General features: G+C 60.8%; 13 protein-coding genes and 1 tRNA gene. 5 read left to right on the top strand and 9 right to left on the bottom strand.

Features of this window, described 5'->3' with window-relative positions:
* Window positions 1–3: 3 nt before the first annotated feature.
* From ACWXTG_RS13240 to ACWXTG_RS13230, 3 genes are all read left to right on the top strand, one after another.
* A complete protein-coding gene (locus tag ACWXTG_RS13240) occupies window positions 4–1,635 on the top strand; it encodes a FecR family protein (protein ID WP_407995621.1) in 1,632 nt (543 codons plus the stop codon).
* 17 nt (window positions 1,636–1,652) lie between these two features.
* The gene (locus ACWXTG_RS13235; RefSeq protein ID WP_480220158.1) at window positions 1,653–3,926 is read left to right on the top strand and encodes a CHASE2 domain-containing protein; all 2,274 of its coding nucleotides are present in this window, start codon (window positions 1,653–1,655) and stop codon (window positions 3,924–3,926) included.
* A gap of 191 nt (window positions 3,927–4,117) precedes the next feature.
* Window positions 4,118–5,476 carry a GGDEF domain-containing protein gene (locus ACWXTG_RS13230; RefSeq protein WP_480220157.1) on the top strand — a complete coding sequence of 453 codons (1,359 nt, stop codon included), beginning with the start codon at window positions 4,118–4,120 and terminating at the stop codon, window positions 5,474–5,476.
* 87 nt (window positions 5,477–5,563) lie between these two features.
* On the opposite strand, the gene ACWXTG_RS13225 is transcribed toward ACWXTG_RS13230, so the two are convergent.
* From ACWXTG_RS13225 to ACWXTG_RS13200, 6 genes are all read right to left on the bottom strand, one after another.
* A complete protein-coding gene (locus ACWXTG_RS13225) occupies window positions 5,564–7,141 on the bottom strand; it encodes a flavodoxin domain-containing protein (protein WP_480220156.1) in 1,578 nt (525 codons plus the stop codon).
* On the bottom strand, window positions 7,138–8,145 hold the full coding sequence (locus ACWXTG_RS13220) for an FAD:protein FMN transferase (RefSeq protein WP_480220155.1): 1,008 nt from the start codon (window positions 8,143–8,145) through the stop codon (window positions 7,138–7,140). Before ACWXTG_RS13220 ends, ACWXTG_RS13225 begins: the two co-directional genes overlap by 4 nt.
* A 2-nt stretch (window positions 8,146–8,147) precedes the next feature.
* On the bottom strand, window positions 8,148–8,945 hold the full coding sequence (locus tag ACWXTG_RS13215) for a DUF4198 domain-containing protein (protein ID WP_407995617.1): 798 nt from the start codon (window positions 8,943–8,945) through the stop codon (window positions 8,148–8,150).
* A gap of 32 nt (window positions 8,946–8,977) precedes the next feature.
* Entirely contained in the window at window positions 8,978–9,493 is a 516-nt protein-coding gene (locus tag ACWXTG_RS13210; protein ID WP_309564343.1) for a DUF2271 domain-containing protein, read from the bottom strand.
* A 10-nt stretch (window positions 9,494–9,503) separates the two neighbouring features.
* A complete protein-coding gene (locus tag ACWXTG_RS13205; protein WP_407995616.1) occupies window positions 9,504–10,127 on the bottom strand; it encodes a PepSY-associated TM helix domain-containing protein in 624 nt (207 codons plus the stop codon).
* A 259-nt stretch (window positions 10,128–10,386) separates the two neighbouring features.
* Window positions 10,387–10,471 (bottom strand) — tRNA-Leu (locus ACWXTG_RS13200).
* A 33-nt stretch (window positions 10,472–10,504) separates the two neighbouring features.
* Between ACWXTG_RS13200 and queA the strand changes: the two genes are divergently transcribed.
* Complete coding sequence (queA, locus tag ACWXTG_RS13195; RefSeq protein ID WP_480221244.1) at window positions 10,505–11,563, top strand: tRNA preQ1(34) S-adenosylmethionine ribosyltransferase-isomerase QueA; 1,059 nt, start codon at window positions 10,505–10,507, stop codon at window positions 11,561–11,563.
* Window positions 11,564–11,635: 72 nt separating this feature from the next.
* A complete protein-coding gene (locus tag ACWXTG_RS13190; RefSeq protein ID WP_480220154.1) occupies window positions 11,636–13,246 on the top strand; it encodes an inorganic phosphate transporter in 1,611 nt (536 codons plus the stop codon).
* A gap of 14 nt (window positions 13,247–13,260) precedes the next feature.
* On the opposite strand, the gene ACWXTG_RS13185 is transcribed toward ACWXTG_RS13190, so the two are convergent.
* From ACWXTG_RS13185 to ACWXTG_RS13175, 3 genes are read right to left on the bottom strand one after another with little or no spacing between them, the layout of a single operon-like run.
* A complete protein-coding gene (locus tag ACWXTG_RS13185; protein WP_480220153.1) occupies window positions 13,261–14,373 on the bottom strand; it encodes a hypothetical protein in 1,113 nt (370 codons plus the stop codon).
* Between the two features lie 9 nt (window positions 14,374–14,382).
* Entirely contained in the window at window positions 14,383–15,009 is a 627-nt protein-coding gene (locus ACWXTG_RS13180) for a lytic transglycosylase domain-containing protein (protein WP_480220152.1), read from the bottom strand.
* Window positions 15,009–16,730, bottom strand: a complete 1,722-nt coding sequence (locus ACWXTG_RS13175; RefSeq protein ID WP_480220151.1) for a proline--tRNA ligase — start codon at window positions 16,728–16,730, stop codon at window positions 15,009–15,011. The genes ACWXTG_RS13180 and ACWXTG_RS13175 overlap by 1 nt, the downstream gene beginning before the upstream one ends.
* Window positions 16,731–16,750: the final 20 nt, after the last annotated feature.

Raw genomic sequence — 16,750 nt, 5'->3', positions numbered from 1 at the left:
CACATGAACGCAGTGCGCAATCACGAACATTCGCCATGGCGGCCTAACTGGCGGCCGGTCTTCCTGGCCGGGCTCGTATTGGCGGCCCACGCGTCGGCTCAGGCCGATACGGTCAGCCACACCGTAGAGCCCGGGGACAACCTTTACAACCTTGCCACCCGCTATATGGGCGACCCGCTTGCCTGGCCGGACATCCAAAAGCTCAACCGCCTGCCCAACCCGCACCGCCTGCAGCCAGGCACCAGCCTGCTCATTCCCCAAGTCAGCAGCACCGTCACTGCCAGCTTTGTCCATGGCGAAGTATTGCTGGTCGACGATGCAGGCAACACGATCAAAAGCATCTCGCATGGCGATCAATTGACCGAAGGCAACATCGTGCGCACCGGCCAGAATAGCTACCTGTCGCTGGAATTTGCCGACCACAGCGTTGCCCGCATCCTGTCCAATACCCGGGTGCGCCTGGACCGCATCAAGGAAGGCGGCCTGGTGCCGCAAGGTCAGAGGATCATCTACCTGGAACAGGGCGACGTGGACGTCTCGGTGACGCCTGCACCCAAGCGCAATCCGCAGCATTTCAAGGTCATCACGCCGCAGGCAGTGGCCGCAGTACGCGGCACGCGCTTTACCGTGGGAGCGGGCGACACTTCCACCACCAGCGTGACCCAGGGCCAGGTGGAAATGCAGCCGGCGAAGCCAGGCAAGCCCAAGTCCGGAAAAATGCTGCAAGCCGGGCAAGGCATCGCGGCCACCGACAACAGTCTCGGAGAGGTGCAAACATTGCTGGCAGCGCCGGACTTGAGCCAGTTGCCGTCTACGCTCAACGAACCAGAACTACTGCAGTTCAATTGGCCAGCCCTGGATGGCAGCAGCGAATACCAGTACCGGATCGCCCAGGACGAAGCCATGGAGCAAGTGCTGTGGAACGCGGCATCGGACTCGGCCAGTGCGGAGCTTCCCAGCCTGCAGGATGGAGAATACCTGCTAGCAGTCCGCGCGCTGGATATCCATGGCATTGCAGGCTATGAAGCCCAGCACCGTTTCACCATCCACAGCCATCCTTCCAGCCCCTGGCTGTTGGCGCCGCAGCAGGGACAAATCGTTGCCGGCAACAGCATCCTGCGTTGCTCGCCAGTGGAAGGCGCACAAGGCTACCGCCTGCAAATTGCCAGCGACCGCGAGTTCCAGCAGCTTGTCGTGGACGCCGACAACCTCGACCATTGCCAATACCAGCTCGAATCTCTCGCGGAAGGCCGGTACTACTGGCGCGTCGCCGCCCTAGCCTCTCGGGATGGAGGTCCCCTGGGACCATACAGTTTGCCAATCGACATCATCATCAGCGAGGATGCCGGCACCCCGGCCGCCATACCGGGGCAAGCCTATTGGATTAGTAAGCTGGAGGATGTTCGCTATATCGCCCAGGTCAGCCGCACGCCCCAGTTTGAATCCCTGGTGGCCGAACAGGTACTCGATAGCCCAAGCATCAATCTCCAGTCACTGCCGACTGGGCGCTATTACGTCAGGCTCGCCACCAAGCTGGAGAACCATACCGGACCGTTCTCCGATGCGCGCATCATCGAGGTGAAGCACGAAGAAGATGGCGTCGACCGCACCTGGTTTGACAAACCCAAGTCCTGAGCGCCGTTACGCACTGCATGCCCTCGACGACGCTATCTTCGGCTCCCTCATACAGTAAACGGCTCTGGCTGCTGATCTCGGGGATCATCCTGGTCCTGATAGCGGTATTGTCCCACCAGCGCACACTCATCATTGCCGATGACCTGATCCAGGACGCCATCATTGCCAGCCAGCAGCATCCGCTGACTGGCAAGGTAGTGATCGTGGCGATTGACGACGACAGCGTCGCCACGTTCGGCCGTTGGCCCTGGCGCCGCAGCCTGCATGCAGAGCTGGTCAACCGCATCAGCGAACAACGGCCGGCCGCCATCGGCCTCGACATCCTGTTCAGCGAAGCCGACCTGCAGCATCCTGAGGACGACCAACTGCTGGCCCGGGCCATCAGGCAAAGCGGCGTGGTTACGCTGCCTGTCGTCTTCAGGGAGGCAGGGCAAACCCGTCATGTGCAAACCCCTGCCCCCATATTCTCGCAAGCAGCAGCCGGTCTCGGGCATGTCCACATCAAGGTGGATTACGACGGAGTGGTACGCTCGGCGCTCATGCAACAATCGGCAGGCCAAGTACGATACCCCCACTTCAGCAAGGCCATACTGGGAGGCGCAGAACGCCCACACCAGCATAGCGGCGCGAAGCAATCCATTGCCCAGCTGATCCCTTATGCAGGGAAGGAGGGATATTTTCCCCGCATCTCCTATCGCGATGTAATCGAAGGGAAAATTCCTGGCGATATATTCAAAGACAAGCTGGTGCTGGTGGGCGCCACCGCCACCGGCATCGGCGACCAATACGCCACCCCGGTTTCAAGCGATGGCCTATTGATGCCTGGCGTTGAAATCCTCGCCAACATCCTCGAGAGCCAGTTGAGCGGCCGCATGCTCGCGTCCGCTACTGCCTGGCAGAACATCGCGCTCAACCTTGCTTTCGTCAGCCTGGCCCTGCTCGGCTTCATGCTGCTGAGCCCGCTCTCTGCCTTGCTGCTCAGCTTTTCGCTGCTCGTCCTGCTGCTCTTGGTCACCTATGGGGTAGCTATCACATTCGGCCTCTTGCTGGCGCCATCGGCAGGAGCGCTCGGCCTGATCCTGATCTACCCGCTCTGGAGCTGGCACCGCCTGGACACCGCTGCCCGCTTCCTGGCGGCGGAGTTCGAATCCTTCAAGCGCGACTTCCCGATGCTGTCGATACCGCAGGCTCCCGCTGCGTTCCATGATTTCCTCGACAAGCGTATCAACGCCCTGCATGAAGCCACCCATCAATTACAAGGCATGCACCGCTTCATCAGCGATAGCGTCAACGGGCTGCTGGACCCCACCTTGATCTGCGATCCCGACGGCATCATCCGCATTGCCAACCAGGCGGCGGCCGGATATTTCGGCGTCGATACCTCCGCCATGCTGCAGCAGCAACCATTGCTGCCATTGTTGCAGCATATCCAGGACAAGCAGAGCAACCAGCCCGTCATCAACACGGATATCCTGCAAGCCCAGCTCGAAATCGAGGTGGAGGCGCAGGACGACAAACAGCGCGAATTGCTCGTCAAGCTCGCGCCATGCAGGGATGCCGCTGAACAGCATATCGGCTGGATATTCAGCATCATCGACGTTTCCAAGCTCTGGCAGGCGGAAAAGGACCGCGACGAGGCCTTCCGCTTCATCACGCACGACATACGCGCGCCTTTGTCTTCCATCATCTCCCTGGTCGAGCTGCAGAAACTGAGCCCGGAAAAGATCGAGGAGCGCTGGCTAGGCATGATAGAAAAACATGCCGACAATGCCCTGACGCTGGCAGACGACTTTGTGCAGCTGACGCGGGCCAAATCCGGCCATTACCAGCTAAACGACATCAACCTGGCGGACCTGCTGCATGAGGCGATCGACGATGCCTGGATACTCGCTTATGCGCGCGACATCACCATCACACTGAGCGACACGCCATCCGAAGCGCATGCCTGCGTCGACGTCACCCTGTTCAAGCGTGCCATCGCCAATCTGCTCAGTAATGCCATCAAGTTCAGCCCGGACCACTCCACCATCTCGTGCAGCATTCGCACCGCAGGCAGGTACTGGAGCATCGCGGTGCAGGACGCCGGCATCGGCATCAGCCCGGAAGCGCAGTCGCAACTATTCCAGTCATTCAGCCGCGTGCACCAGCAAAGCCATCCTCATATCGAGGGCACTGGCCTGGGCCTGGCCTTTGTCCAGGCCGTCGCCACCCGGCACCAGGGCGAAGTACGCCTCACTAGCGTGCCTGGCGCAGGCAGCACCTTCCGCATCCTCGTTCCAAAGCATCCCTAAGCATCTTTCCACAGGCGTTTCCCCGGCCCGTGCGCCAGCAAATGTCAACAATTGTCAGATCCCTATGACAAGGCATTTGGCTACTGCAAGATAGCGTCAAACCAAAAGTAAATTAAGCAGAAGGGGAGGCGATGGACGCCATCCTGCACCAAACAGTTTCATCCCGTTTACGCTGGACAACACGCTTTCTCATGTTGTTGCTGATCACGGCCAGCCTGCTCGCCATGCTGCACGCCACGCGTCCATGGCCGCAACTGGCGGCATTCGCCCCTGTCGTCGCCACCCTGGTCGTGCTCAGCACCACGACCACTGCCCTGCTCCTGTTGTTGCAGTTCAAAATCCAGAAACAATTCTTCCTGGTGCCGCTGGCCGGCGCCTACGCCATCTATGCCTTGGCTGCCATCACCAGCCTGATCTCGATGCATGGGTCGCCTGTCGCGCCTGTCAACACCGCGCCCATCTCATCCAACATCATGTCGAACTGGGGCGCATACTGGCAGTTCGGCTTCTGCGGCTTCATCATCATTGCCATGGTATTCCGCAAGGCGGCCGACTCCTTTCCGCAACTGAACCGCATCAGCCTTGGCAAAAATACTGTGCCGTTCATGCTCACCCCGCTGCTCGGCATCATCCTCTACATGCTGGCGCTCAATTCTGGCAATCTGTTTTCCGCCATCATGAGCAGCGTGCCTATCGTCACCGCGCCGCTGGGCTGGGGCAGCTGGATCATGGCGGCCGCCACCTTCGCCCTGGTGCGCACCTTTTGCAGCGACAACAAGCTAGTCACGATTTTCCTGTCCGTCGCGGCGCTGTCCCACTTATGCCATGTCTCGCACCTGCTGATAGACAGCACCCCGTTCAGCGCAAACTGGTACATGGCGCAGCTGCTCAGCCTGTTTTCCTCTACCACTTTGCTCGCCGTATTGATCCTGCAGCTCAGCCAGTTCTCCCGCGACCTAGCTGACTCGCATTCCGCGCTCCTGGAAAAAGCCCACAAGGACAGCCTCACCGGCATCTACAACCGCGGCTACTTCGACGACACCGCTGCGCTCGAATGGCGCCGTGCGCAGCGCAATAACAGCTCGCTATCCATCCTCATGGTGGATATCGACCACTTCAAGGAATACAACGATCAGTTCGGACATATCAAGGGCGACAAATGCCTGAAGAAGATTGCCCAGACCCTGCACGCCAACATGCAGCGCCCTGGGGATTTTGTCGCCCGCTTCGGCGGCGAGGAGTTCGTGGTATTGCTGCCCAACAGTACGGCGGAAGGCTGCCATGCGATCGCACGGAAACTGCACCTGGCGATCCAGAAACTCAAGATATCGGCAGGAGGCCACCGCAAGGTCGCCGTGAGCATAGGCCATGCCACTTGGGAAGATTCTTTCGAAAACCGCTCCATCAACGAGCTGCTGTCCCAGGCCGATCTCGCGCTATATACCGCCAAGCGCCTGGGCAGGAACCGCATCGTGCGCTACAAGGACCTGGCGCACAGCCTGGCCTGGAGCAAATCCCTATTTCCACCGGGAGTCATGTCGCCGCATTAGAGAGCGCTCAATGTTTCGCGCATGCCTGGCGTCCGTCCACCCCCGTTTTTTCCAGGCATGCTTTTTATACCATGGCAGGCGCAGGCATCAATACACATCCCGCCTGTACCTGCCGTCGGAGGCAAGCTGGGTCAGGGCATCTTCGCCCAGGGCGTGCAGCAAGACCGCATGCACCTCCTGCGCCATGCCGTTGGCGCTGCCGCAGACGTAAATAGCGGCGCCCTGCCCTACCCATTCCTTTACCAGGCCGGCATGTCCAGCCAGCACATGCTGCACATATCGCTTCTCCGCCTGGTCGCGCGAGAATGCGGTATCCAGCCTGGTCAAGACGCCGCTGGAGTGCCAGGCGCGTATCTCATCCATGAAATGAAAGTCATACGCCGCGTTGCGCTCGCCGAACAGCAGCCAGTTGGGTGCGTTCGAAGAAATTGCGCGAGCCTTGAGGTGAGCGCGCAATCCGGCAATGCCAGTGCCGTTGCCGATCAGGATCAATGGCCGGTCTTCTGCGGGAGGATGGAAGGCCGCATTCTCACGAATACGCAATGCCACCGTACCGCCTAGATCGACATATTGCGTGAGCCAGCCAGAACCCAGGCCCAGCCGCCCATCTGCATATGATGCCTGCCGTACCAGCAACTCCAGCTGACCGTCGCCGGGCAAGGAGGCAATCGAGTATTCACGGTGGGGCAAGGGACGCAACTGCTGCAACAGCAGATCAGGCGATAAGCCCCGGAGTGCCTTTACTTCGGATTCCGCGTGGGGCAGGAGGCGCTCCTGCAGCCAATCGTTCAGGCACCTGCCGTCCACCATAGCCGCGCCGTCCAATGCCAGCTGCGCGAGGAAATGTGCCACCTCATGCGGGGGATTGTGCGGCCCGATTTCGGCAATATCGCCGGCCTGCCATGTCGCGCTGGTCGACTCGGCACTTAAGGCCAAATGATAAACCGGCGCGCCGGAACTGCCTGGATTCAATTGCTGTCGCAGTACCAGGCGCCAAGATTGGTATTGCGGCGCCTCCCAGTCCGGCATCTCGGTGCTGCCTGCCAGCAAGCCCAGCTGATATTGCCAGTGGCGCAATGCCCCGGCATCGCCCGCATCCACCTGCGCCAGGTCGAACAAGGGCAATGCATGCACATGCTGCAGCCAGGCATCGAGTTGATGGCCGAAACCGCAGAAATTGGCGTAACTGCTGTCGCCGAGCGCCAGGATGCCGTATTGCAGATGCGCGAGCGACGGCGTTGCCGTCATGGCATCCTGCACAAAGCCGCGGGCATTGTCGGGAGGATCGCCCTCGCCCGTGGTGCTGACGACAAACAATGCGCGGCGGGCCGCTGCCAGCGCGGCGGCATCAATCGCGTCCAATGCCAGGCACTGTGCGGGCACGCCCGCCTCTTGCAAGGATGCGGCCGTTTTCAATGCCAGCTCGCGGGCGTAGCCGCCCTGGCTGGCATAGCCCACCAGCACTCTCTCGCCAGCGGCCGCCGCTACCGGCACCGGAACAGCCGACAGCCGCCGATGGCGTTTGATGATCCAAAAGCAAAACACCAGGTAGGCCACGCATATGCCGAAAGCAAGCGCATAGCGGTTGAAAGCGGGGTTGTTCACGGCGGCGTGCGCCTCGCCGCTGAGCAACAGGCTGAGCAAGAAAGCATGCGCCCGCGTCACTGCAGCATTTCCTGCAGCTTGGGCGATGCCTGCTGCACCAAGCTGGTTTTGCCAGTTTGCATCTCTATCGTGAACAAGGCGGCGATGTCATGCGTCTGCGCATACGCCAGGCCACGCTCAAGGCCCATGACGGTCAAGGCCGTGGCAAACGCGTCGGCCTCCATGCAGCTGGTTGCCAGCACGCTGACGGAAACCGGGGGCCGGGCAACCGGCCAGCCGGTCTGCGGATCGATGGTATGGGCATAGCGTCGCCCATGGTGCTCGAAATAACGGCGATAGTCGCCGGAGGTCGCAAGGCCCAAGCCATGCACGGCCACCACATAGTCATCCAGCATGGAGGCTTCCGGCGTACGCTCCAACGCTACCCACCAGGGCTGCCCGTCCGGCTTGATGCCATGCCCGTAGAACTCGCCGCCGACTTCCACCAGATAATGCTGCACGCCATGCTGGCGCAACGCCGCGGCAACCTGGTCCACGCCGAAGCCCTTGGCAATGCCGGAAAAATCCAGGGCGAGCTTTCCAGGCTGCTTCAGCGCTCGCCGGACAGGGTCGAATTGCAGCCTTTTCCAACCGCTTTCCCGCAACGCCTCATCGACGCTGGCTTGCGTCGGCGGCAACTCCTGCGCCTGCCGGGGGCCGAACCCCCACAGGTTGACCAGGTTTCCCAGGGTGGGATCGAAGCAGCCGTCGGTCTGCGCGGCCACTGCCAGCGCCTTGGACAGCACTGCGGCAAACTCCGCCGGCACCGTCATCTCCGTATCTGGCGCAGCGTGGTTGAACCGGTTGATCGCCGAATCCTCCAACCAGGTGCTCATCTGCTGCACCACCTGGTCAAGTGCGGCCTCCACCGCTTCTGCCACTATATTCTCCGTGAGCCCCGTTGCTTCGACATAGCGAACGGACCAAGTCGTCCCCATGGTCTCGCCGCTAAGCGTGACAATGCGGCCGCTGGGCAGCTCGCGCGGCAAATCCGCAAGCCGCTGCGGGATCAATACCTGCCGCATGCCTATTGCGGCAGTACTTCCAGCGTCAGCACATAGGCCAGGCTGCGCTCCTTGGCCACCTTGGTTTGCACTTTGTTGTCGCTATAGTCCGCATCCAGCCAGTAGAGGCCGGCTTCCGGCAGGTTGATCGTCACCTTGCCGTTGGCATCGGTCTTGAGCTTCTGCTCGCCCTTCTGGTTGCGGTAGCGGGTCTGGCCCTTGATGACCTCGACCTCAACCCCCGCCGTCGGCTTGCCGTCCACCAGGAATTGCAGGGTCAATGGCTCGCCCGCCACCAGGTCGTTCGGGTGCGTGCCGGCCACAACCTCCAGGCCGCGTCCGACAGTCTTGATCTTGCTCGGAGAACCCACGGTCACATAGGTTTCGAGCCGGTTGGAGATTTCCGACACCTTGAGGTCCTTGGCATCGGCGGGCACGCGCTGCTGGAACTCTTCCGCAGAACCCATGAAACGCTTGGGCTGGTCGCCTTCCTTCCAGAAGGCGCGCACTCCTTCTCGATATAAGGACAAGCGGTAAGTACCGTTCTTCTCGAAATAGGCATCAAAGGTCGTGCGCAGCTCGCCTTTGCTGACATTGGCAGGCTGCAGCAGGCTTTCGTCCGGCGCGACGATCTTCAGTTCGTCGATCTGTAATGGACGATGGTTGAAGTGAAAAGGGTCATTGGAAACTGCAGCGTCGAAAGTAACGAATTGCGGCGCCGACAACACGGTGCTCGATGGCAACAGCCAATAGCCATGGGCGTGAACGGCGCTTGCACTCAAGGCCGCGAGAGCAGCCAATACATATGTTATAGGTTTCATATCAATCAGGATTCCATTGTCATTAAGGGAAGTTAAGGCTTCAGTTCCAGGCTGATCGCGCCCAGCTCCGATTCGCCGCTGGCCTTCAGGCTTTCCGCCTTTTGCACCGGCCACTTGAACGGGACGCGCACCAGTTCGCGGTCACCCTTCTCGCGCGAGGCTTCGACCACAAGGTTGTATTCCCCGGCAGCCAACTTCTCCAAGGGGGCCTTGCCTTCGGTATAGGAAAGCGTATGTTCGCCTACCGGCTTGGTTGCCCCTGAAACGCCGTCCAGCGGCATATTCAGGTCGCGCCCGCCCTTGCGCCACCATTGGCGCAAATCCTTGAGCCACTTGGTGCCCTTGTTGTCCGCCTTGTCCTTCGCATACCAGACGGACAAGGTAGTCGCGATCTCCTGGTTGGGGGTTTCCACCCAGACCGCCACATAGGGACGGTGATACTCGGCAGCATTGATCCTGGGGATCGTCACCTTGACGTCCAGCCCGGCCGCATGGCTGGCACCGGCAAACATGGCCGCGATCAAGGCCGGAATCACTGCGTATCGCATCAAGCTCTCCTTAATGAATGAATAATATTGCCAGAATGAGGGGCAGCACCAGGCCAATGCCTACCAACGGCCAAGTGAACGGGCGGTTGCCCGCATGCATGTGCAGCAGGCACAGGCCCGTGATTGAAAACACCAACGCCGTCACGGAAAACACATCAAGGAACCAGCTCCACGCCAGCCCGGCGTTACGTCCCTTGTGCAAATCATTGAAATAGGAAACCCAGCCGCGCTCGGTCAACTCGTAATTCAACTCGCCGTTGCCACGGTCGATGACTACCCAGGCATCCCCGCCCGGGCGTGGCAGGGAGACATACACTTCGTCATCCGACCATTCGGCGGCACGCTCGCCCGCCTCAATGCCAAGCGCTCCCGCCATCCAGTCTGCGATCACCTTCGGCAGAGGGGCATTGTCCGCATATTCTTGTTGCAGTCTTGGTAACAATGGCGCGGGCAATCGCCCATTCTTCTTGGTGACTACCGGCTCGGACTCGATACTGCCGGCATTGTTGAGCGTCAGTCCAGTCGCGGCGAACAGCAGCATCCCGACCAGGCAGATGGCGGAACTGATCCAGTGCCAGCGATATAAATGCTTAAGCCAGAATGAGCGTGCTTTTTGAGCTTGGTTACTTTGCATGTCAACGTACGAACACTGGCGAACCCGATAAATGAGAATTTATCTCATTATATCAAAGACTATCGCCTCGGCCGTATCAAGCATGGCGCCTGCACGCAAAAGAATGTCGGATAAATGTAAAGAAGTGTAATGAAGGCAGGGCAAGTTGCCGCAAGCTCCGGTATAATCCGGCCTCCGCCAGACGGCAGCATGCCGACGCGGAAAAGAACAAGCAACTTACGGAAACAACAAGGGACTTTTTAGGAGAATATTGCCTGACTGGTGCCGGGGGGGGGACTCGAACCCCCACACCTTGCGGCGGCGGATTTTGAGTCCGCTGCGTCTACCAATTCCGCCACCCCGGCAACAAGGCGTGCATTATAGCAACCCTTATGACAATGCGCACTACTGATTTCGATTTTTTCTTGCCCGACGACCTCATTGCCCAATTTCCCGCCAAGGAACGCAGGGGGAGCCGCCTGCTTCAGCTGGACGGCAATACGGGCAGGCTGGACGACCGGCTGTTCCTCGACTTGCCGGACTTGGTCAAACCGGGAGACCTGTTTATCTTCAACGACACCCGCGTCATCAAGGCCAGGCTGCATGGCGAAAAGCTCAGCGGCGGCAAGGTGGAGGTTCTCGTCGAGCGCGTGACCGGGCCGTTCGAGGCGTTGGCCCATGTCCGCGCATCCCGTGCGCCCAAGCCCGGCAACATCTTGCGCATTGCGGATGCGTTTGAGGCCGAGATGGTGGGGCGGCATGACGATCTTTTCCATTTGAGAATCCTGGGCGACATACCCCTGCTGGACTTGCTGGAGCGGCACGGTAGCCTGCCCTTGCCGCCCTACATCACGCACGATGCCGAAAGCGCCGACGAGGAGCGCTACCAAACCGTGTACGCACGCGAACCGGGCGCCGTAGCCGCTCCTACGGCCGGCCTGCATTTCGACGATGCCATGCTGGAAGGGTTGAGAAGCCTGGGCGTCAACATCGCCTACGTCACCTTGCATGTGGGTGCCGGCACCTTCCAGCCGGTGCGCGTGGACAATATCAGCGAGCATAAAATGCACAGCGAACTCTATTCCGTGCCGCAAAGCACCGTGGACCTGATACGACAGACGCAGGCCGGCGGCGGCAAGGTCACGGCAGTGGGCACAACGGCATTGCGCGCGCTGGAAAGCGCGGCGCGGCCGGGAACCCTGCATGCCGGGCAGGGGGAAACCGACATCTTCATTACGCCGGGCTACCGCTTCAAGGTGGTGGAGCGCCTGCTCACCAATTTCCACCTGCCCAAGAGCACCCTGTTGATGCTGGTTTCCGCTTTTGCCGGCGTGGAGCACATCCGCAGCGCTTATACCCATGCGGTGGCAGCACGCTACCGCTTCTTCAGTTACGGTGATGCGATGCTGATCGAACGGCAAGACCAGGAAGATGCAACAAGCAGCAGCATGCAATGACACATGAATGTCATGAATATGTCATAATGCGCCAGCACAATGCTGGCTCTTCCAGCGAAAACCAAATTCTTGATGAATACCAAAGCGTTACACTCAAGCAAATCCTTTAGTAGTCGCCCGGAGCTGAGCAAGAAGCACAGCCTCATTACCCAAATCCTGTTTTTTGGCACCCTGTTTGCCGGATTGCTGTTTACCGTTGCCAGCCTGAACCACGACGTCAGCAACACCGACACCTCTCCCACCACCTGGCTGCCTTTCATCCTGCTGGGCGTGGCCCTGCTGATTGCGCTGGGCTTCGAGTTCGTCAATGGCTTCCACGACACCGCCAATGCTGTCGCCACCGTCATCTATACCCACTCCCTGCCTGCCAATGTGGCCGTGGTCTGGTCCGGGCTTTTCAACTTCCTCGGCGTCATGGCTTCCAGCGGTGCCGTGGCGTTCGGCATCATCTCACTGCTGCCGGTGGAGCTCATCCTGCAAGTCGGCTCTGCCGCCGGCTTCGCCATGGTGTTTTCATTGCTCATCGCCGCCATCCTCTGGAACCTGAGCACCTGGTTCCTGGGCCTGCCTGCCTCCTCGTCGCATACCCTGATCGGCTCCATCATCGGCGTCGGCGTCGCCAATGCCCTGATGCATGGCCGCGACGGCACCAGCGGCGTGGACTGGGCCCAGGCAAGCAAGGTGGGATATTCCCTGCTGCTTTCTCCCTTGGTCGGCTTCATTGCCGCGGCGCTCGTACTGCTGGCATTGCGCACCATCGTCAAGAACCGTGAGCTTTTCCGCGAACCCAAGGGCAACAAGCCGCCGCCAGCCTGGATCAGGGGCATCCTGATCCTGACCTGTACCGGGGTTTCGTTCGCGCACGGCTCCAATGACGGGCAGAAAGGCATGGGCCTCATCATGCTGATCCTGGTGGGTACCGTTCCGATGGCGTATGCGCTGAACCGCGCCATGCCTGCCGACCAGGCGGTCCAGTTTGCCGCGGTGGCGCAGGTCACCCAGGCATCCTTGCAGCATACCGCTCCCGACGCCGCGCCAGACAAGCCGCTGCAGACCCTTTCCGTCTACATCCGCACCAAGGAAGCGACGCCTGAACTCCTGCCCGCGCTGGCCGCAGTCACCGGCAGCATCGGGGAGCAAGTGAAAGGCTACGGCAGCTTGGCGAAAGTGCCTGCGGATGCGGTCGCCAACGTGCGTAACGACATGTACCTGACTTCGGAAGCCATCCGCCTGATCGACAAGAACCCCGAGGCGGTGCACCTGGATGCCGACACCAAGGCCAACCTCATGGCCTTCAAGAAGGAAATCGACAAGGCCACCAAGTTCATCCCGCTTTGGGTGAAGATCGCGGTTGCGATCGCGCTCGGGCTGGGCACCATGGTGGGCTGGAAGCGTATCGTGGTCACCGTGGGCGAGCGAATCGGCAAGACCCACCTGACCTACGCACAAGGCGCCTCGGCGGAAACCGTCGCCATGCTGACCATTGGCGCAGCCGACCTCTACGGCCTGCCGGTATCGACTACGCAGGTCCTGTCGTCCGGCGTAGCGGGCACCATGGCCGCGAACCGCTCCGGCCTGCAAATGGGCACCATCCGCAACCTGCTGATGGCCTGGGTGCTGACCCTGCCCATGGCGATGCTGCTTTCCGGATCGCTTTATTGGCTGTTCTCGCAGTTTATTTAATCAACTTTATTCCATCAGGACGCAAGGCCAAGCCGCCTAGCAATCCAGCCAGCGGCTTCGCGATTGCCGCGCGGCGCTACCCGTTGCGGCTTTTGTGCATTGAGCATTTCCAGCAGGCTGCCGGCAAAATCCCCGCTCGCCAGTCGGCCTGCATCCACATGCAGGCAAAGGCCGTTCACCCGCAGCCAGGAAATGAGGCAATCCTGTTCCGGCCAGCCGTCGCGCGGCACATACAGCACGGGAACGCCATGGCAGGCCGCCTCGACGAATGTGCCATAGCCAGGCTTGGTCAGCACGAGATCGCTGCTTGCCAGCAAGGTGGAGAAGTGCATCTGCAACGGCTCCTGCGCATGGAAATCCGCCCGCTCCGCACCCTGCATCCAGGCTTGCGGCAACAACCAATGCACGCCTGGCAATGCCGGGAAGCTGGCCGGGTTCACCTGCGTGCTGATGCCGCCCATGCCGACCAATACCAGCTTGTGCTCACTGCCGTGCTGCAGCCCGATTGCTTGCAAGATGACGGCGCGGTTTTCCTGTGCCATATCCGCGACCGGCCTCACTGCATGGCAATCCAGCCACGGCATTTCCATGGAAGGCTCGATGCGCAGGAAACCGCGCGCGCTGGCATAAGCATGGCGCATTTGCTGCTGCACATGATCTAGGGAGGGGTCGGCTGCGTAATGGCGGAGGATGTCCGCCCAGTTCAGCGAGCACATGGACAAGGCAGGCAGGCCAAGCGCCGAGGCCGCCGCCAACGGCAGGTAGGCCACGTTGCTGAGCACGGCATCCGCATGCTGCGCGGCGATCCATGCGGCCTCGGCCTCGACCTTTGCGTCCCAGTCTGCATGGAAGTCCAGGTAGGCGGCGACGCTGGCCGCCACATCCACTTCCAGCGCGGATTGCATCAGCATGCCGAAATCGGCGCGACGGGGCTCATATATAAATGGGACATGAATGCGCGAGCGCAGGAAACCTTCGCCGACCGCACTGCAAACCACCAGCGCAAGGTGCGGCTGGTCCTGCGCCAATTGGTTGAGTACGGGCGCAATCTGCGCCACATGCCCATAACCATGGCCGGAAACATAGACAAGCAGGCGGCGCTTGTTGCGATCGGAACCAGCTGCCACTATGGCTGCCTAGTTGAATGCCGTTGCCGTGACCGGCGCGGCGGGCGGTTGGTAAGTCCAGGACTTGCGCCAGGCATTGACGACGAGATTGGGGTATTCCGGCCTGCCCAGGCTGCCGTTGTAGCGGCCCAGGGCACGGTAGAGGTCGCCTTTCTCGATATCGAGGTAATGCCGCAGGATGGTGCAGCCGTAGCGCAGGTTCAGGCGCATGTGGAACAGGTTGTGGTCATTCGCGCCGATGGCCTTGACCCAGAACGGCATCACCTGCATATAGCCGCGCGCGCCGACCGACGACACCGCATATTTGTTGAATGCGCTTTCCACATGGATTAATGCCAAGACCAATTGCGGATCCAGCCCGGCCCGCGTCGCCTCGTAATGCACGGTACGCAGGAAATCCTCGCGCATCCGCATGTCTGGAATAGGCTTCTGCAAGCGGTTGGACATGGCTTGCAACCAAGCCAGCCCTTCCTCCTGGCTGGAAACGACCAAGCGAGGCGCGGCGCTATCGCTGATCGAGCGCTGCATCATTGCCCGTACGCTGTTGGACAGGGGCTCTTCCTTCTGCGCGCCGGCATAAGCCGATATGCTGGCGCACCACAGGCTGGCGAACAACAGTAAGCCAGCCCGCTGCATCAGAGCGCCTGCCTGATCACGGACACGATATCCGCCAGTGGCACTGTCTCGGCACTGGAAGCGGTACGTGGCTGGTATTCGACCTGGCCTTCCTTCAGGCCGCGATCGCCGATGACGATACGATGCGGGATGCCGATCAGTTCCAGGTCGGCAAACATGACGCCCGGACGCTCGCCGCGGTCGTCCAGCAGCACGTCGATGCCCGCAGCGGACAGCTCGTCATACAGCGTATGGGCCGCAGATTGCACGGCCTCGCTCTTGTCATAGCCGATCGGCGCAATCGCCACCGAGAACGGCGCCATGGCTGCGGGGAAGATGATGCCGCGCTCGTCGTTGCCCTGCTCGATCGCAGCGCCGACGATGCGCGATACGCCGATGCCGTAGCAGCCCATCTCCATGAATTGCTTCTGGCCGTTCTCATCGAGGTAGGTCGCTTCCATGGCTTCCGTATACTTGGTGCGCAACTGGAAAATGTGCCCGACCTCGACGCCGCGGCACAGGCTGATGGAGCCCTTGCCGTCCGGGCTGGGATCGCCTTCCACCACGTTGCGGATGTCGGCCACCGCCACTGGCTCCGGCAGGTCGCGGCCGAAATTGACGCCGGCCAGGTGGAATTTGGGCTTGTTCGCGCCGCAGACGAAATCGCTCATCACAGCCACGCTGCGGTCCGCGACCACCTTGACCTGCTCAGAAACGCCTACCGGACCGATAAAGCCGGGCGGGCAATTGAGGTGGTCGCGGATTTCCTGTTCGGAGGCGAAACGGAAACTGGACAGCCCGGGCACCTTGGCGGCCTTGATTTCATTCAGCGCATGGTCGCCGCGAAGCAGCAGCAGGTAGAACTGGGTCTTGCCGGCCTCGTCGGTTGACACCACGGCGATCGACTTCACGGTCTGCTGCAGCGTTACGCCCAGCAATGCCGCCACGTCCTCGCAGGTGGTCTGCTTGGGGGTGTCCACCTCGCGCAGGGCTTCTTTCGCCTCGGCTCTTGGGTGCGCGGGAGCCAGCGCTTCCGCCAATTCCACATTTGCCGCGAAGTCCGAGCTCTCGCAATAGGCCAGCGCATCCTCTCCTGAATCCGCCAATACATGGAACTCATGCGAGCCGTCGCCGCCGATGGCGCCGGTATCCGCGCGCACGGCGCGGAACTTCAGGCCCAGGCGGTTGAATACGTTGCTGTAGGCCTGGTACATGGCGTCGTAGGTCTGTTGCAGCGATTCCAGGTTGGTATGGAAGGAATATGCGTCCTTCATGACGAATTCGCGCGCGCGCATCACGCCGAACCTCGGACGGATCTCGTCGCGGAACTTGGTCTGGATCTGGTAGAAGTTCAGCGGCAATTGCTTGTAGGAGCGGATCTCGCGGCGCGCGATATCGGTGATCACCTCTTCGTGCGTGGGGCCGAAACAGAAATCACGCTCGTGACGGTCGCGGATTTTCAGCATCTGCGGACCGAATACCGCCCAACGGCCGGTTTCCTCCCACAGCTCCTTGGGCTGCACGGCCGGCATAAGCAATTCCATCGCGCCCGCACGGTTCATTTCCTCGCGCACGATGGTCTCCACCTTGCGCAACACGCGCAGGCCCAGCGGCATCCAGCTATACAGGCCCGAGCCCAGGCGCTTGATCATGCCGGCACGCAGCATGAGCTTGTGGCTGGGAAGCTCCGCCTCTTGGGGCGCTTCTTTTTGTGTTGCTATGAAAAACTGTGACGCACGCATGTTATCGCTTCTTGGAAATT

The sequence above is a fragment of the Methylobacillus sp. DLP286 genome (assembly GCF_056636515.1).
The sequence above is the reverse complement of the archived record's forward strand: the minus strand, read 5'-3'. Positions and strand labels throughout refer to the sequence as shown.

What these genes read in the sequence shown, in the direction of transcription:
- ACWXTG_RS13220 (WP_480220155.1), bottom strand. Translation starts at nt 8,145, where the DNA reads ATGCGGCAGGTATTGATCCCGCAGCGGCTTGCGGATTTGCCGCGCGAG.
- ACWXTG_RS13180 (WP_480220152.1), bottom strand. Translation starts at nt 15,009, where the DNA reads ATGCAGCGGGCTGGCTTACTGTTGTTCGCCAGCCTGTGGTGCGCCAGC.
- ACWXTG_RS13230 (WP_480220157.1), top strand. Translation starts at nt 4,118, where the DNA reads ATGTTGTTGCTGATCACGGCCAGCCTGCTCGCCATGCTGCACGCCACG.
- ACWXTG_RS13215 (WP_407995617.1), bottom strand. Translation starts at nt 8,945, where the DNA reads ATGAAACCTATAACATATGTATTGGCTGCTCTCGCGGCCTTGAGTGCA.
- ACWXTG_RS13240 (WP_407995621.1), top strand. Translation starts at nt 4, where the DNA reads ATGAACGCAGTGCGCAATCACGAACATTCGCCATGGCGGCCTAACTGG.
- ACWXTG_RS13205 (WP_407995616.1), bottom strand. Translation starts at nt 10,127, where the DNA reads ATGCAAAGTAACCAAGCTCAAAAAGCACGCTCATTCTGGCTTAAGCAT.
- ACWXTG_RS13210 (WP_309564343.1), bottom strand. Translation starts at nt 9,493, where the DNA reads ATGCGATACGCAGTGATTCCGGCCTTGATCGCGGCCATGTTTGCCGGT.
- ACWXTG_RS13235 (WP_480220158.1), top strand. Translation starts at nt 1,653, where the DNA reads ATGCCCTCGACGACGCTATCTTCGGCTCCCTCATACAGTAAACGGCTC.
- ACWXTG_RS13175 (WP_480220151.1), bottom strand. Translation starts at nt 16,730, where the DNA reads ATGCGTGCGTCACAGTTTTTCATAGCAACACAAAAAGAAGCGCCCCAA.
- ACWXTG_RS13190 (WP_480220154.1), top strand. Translation starts at nt 11,636, where the DNA reads ATGAATACCAAAGCGTTACACTCAAGCAAATCCTTTAGTAGTCGCCCG.
- queA (WP_480221244.1), top strand. Translation starts at nt 10,505, where the DNA reads ATGCGCACTACTGATTTCGATTTTTTCTTGCCCGACGACCTCATTGCC.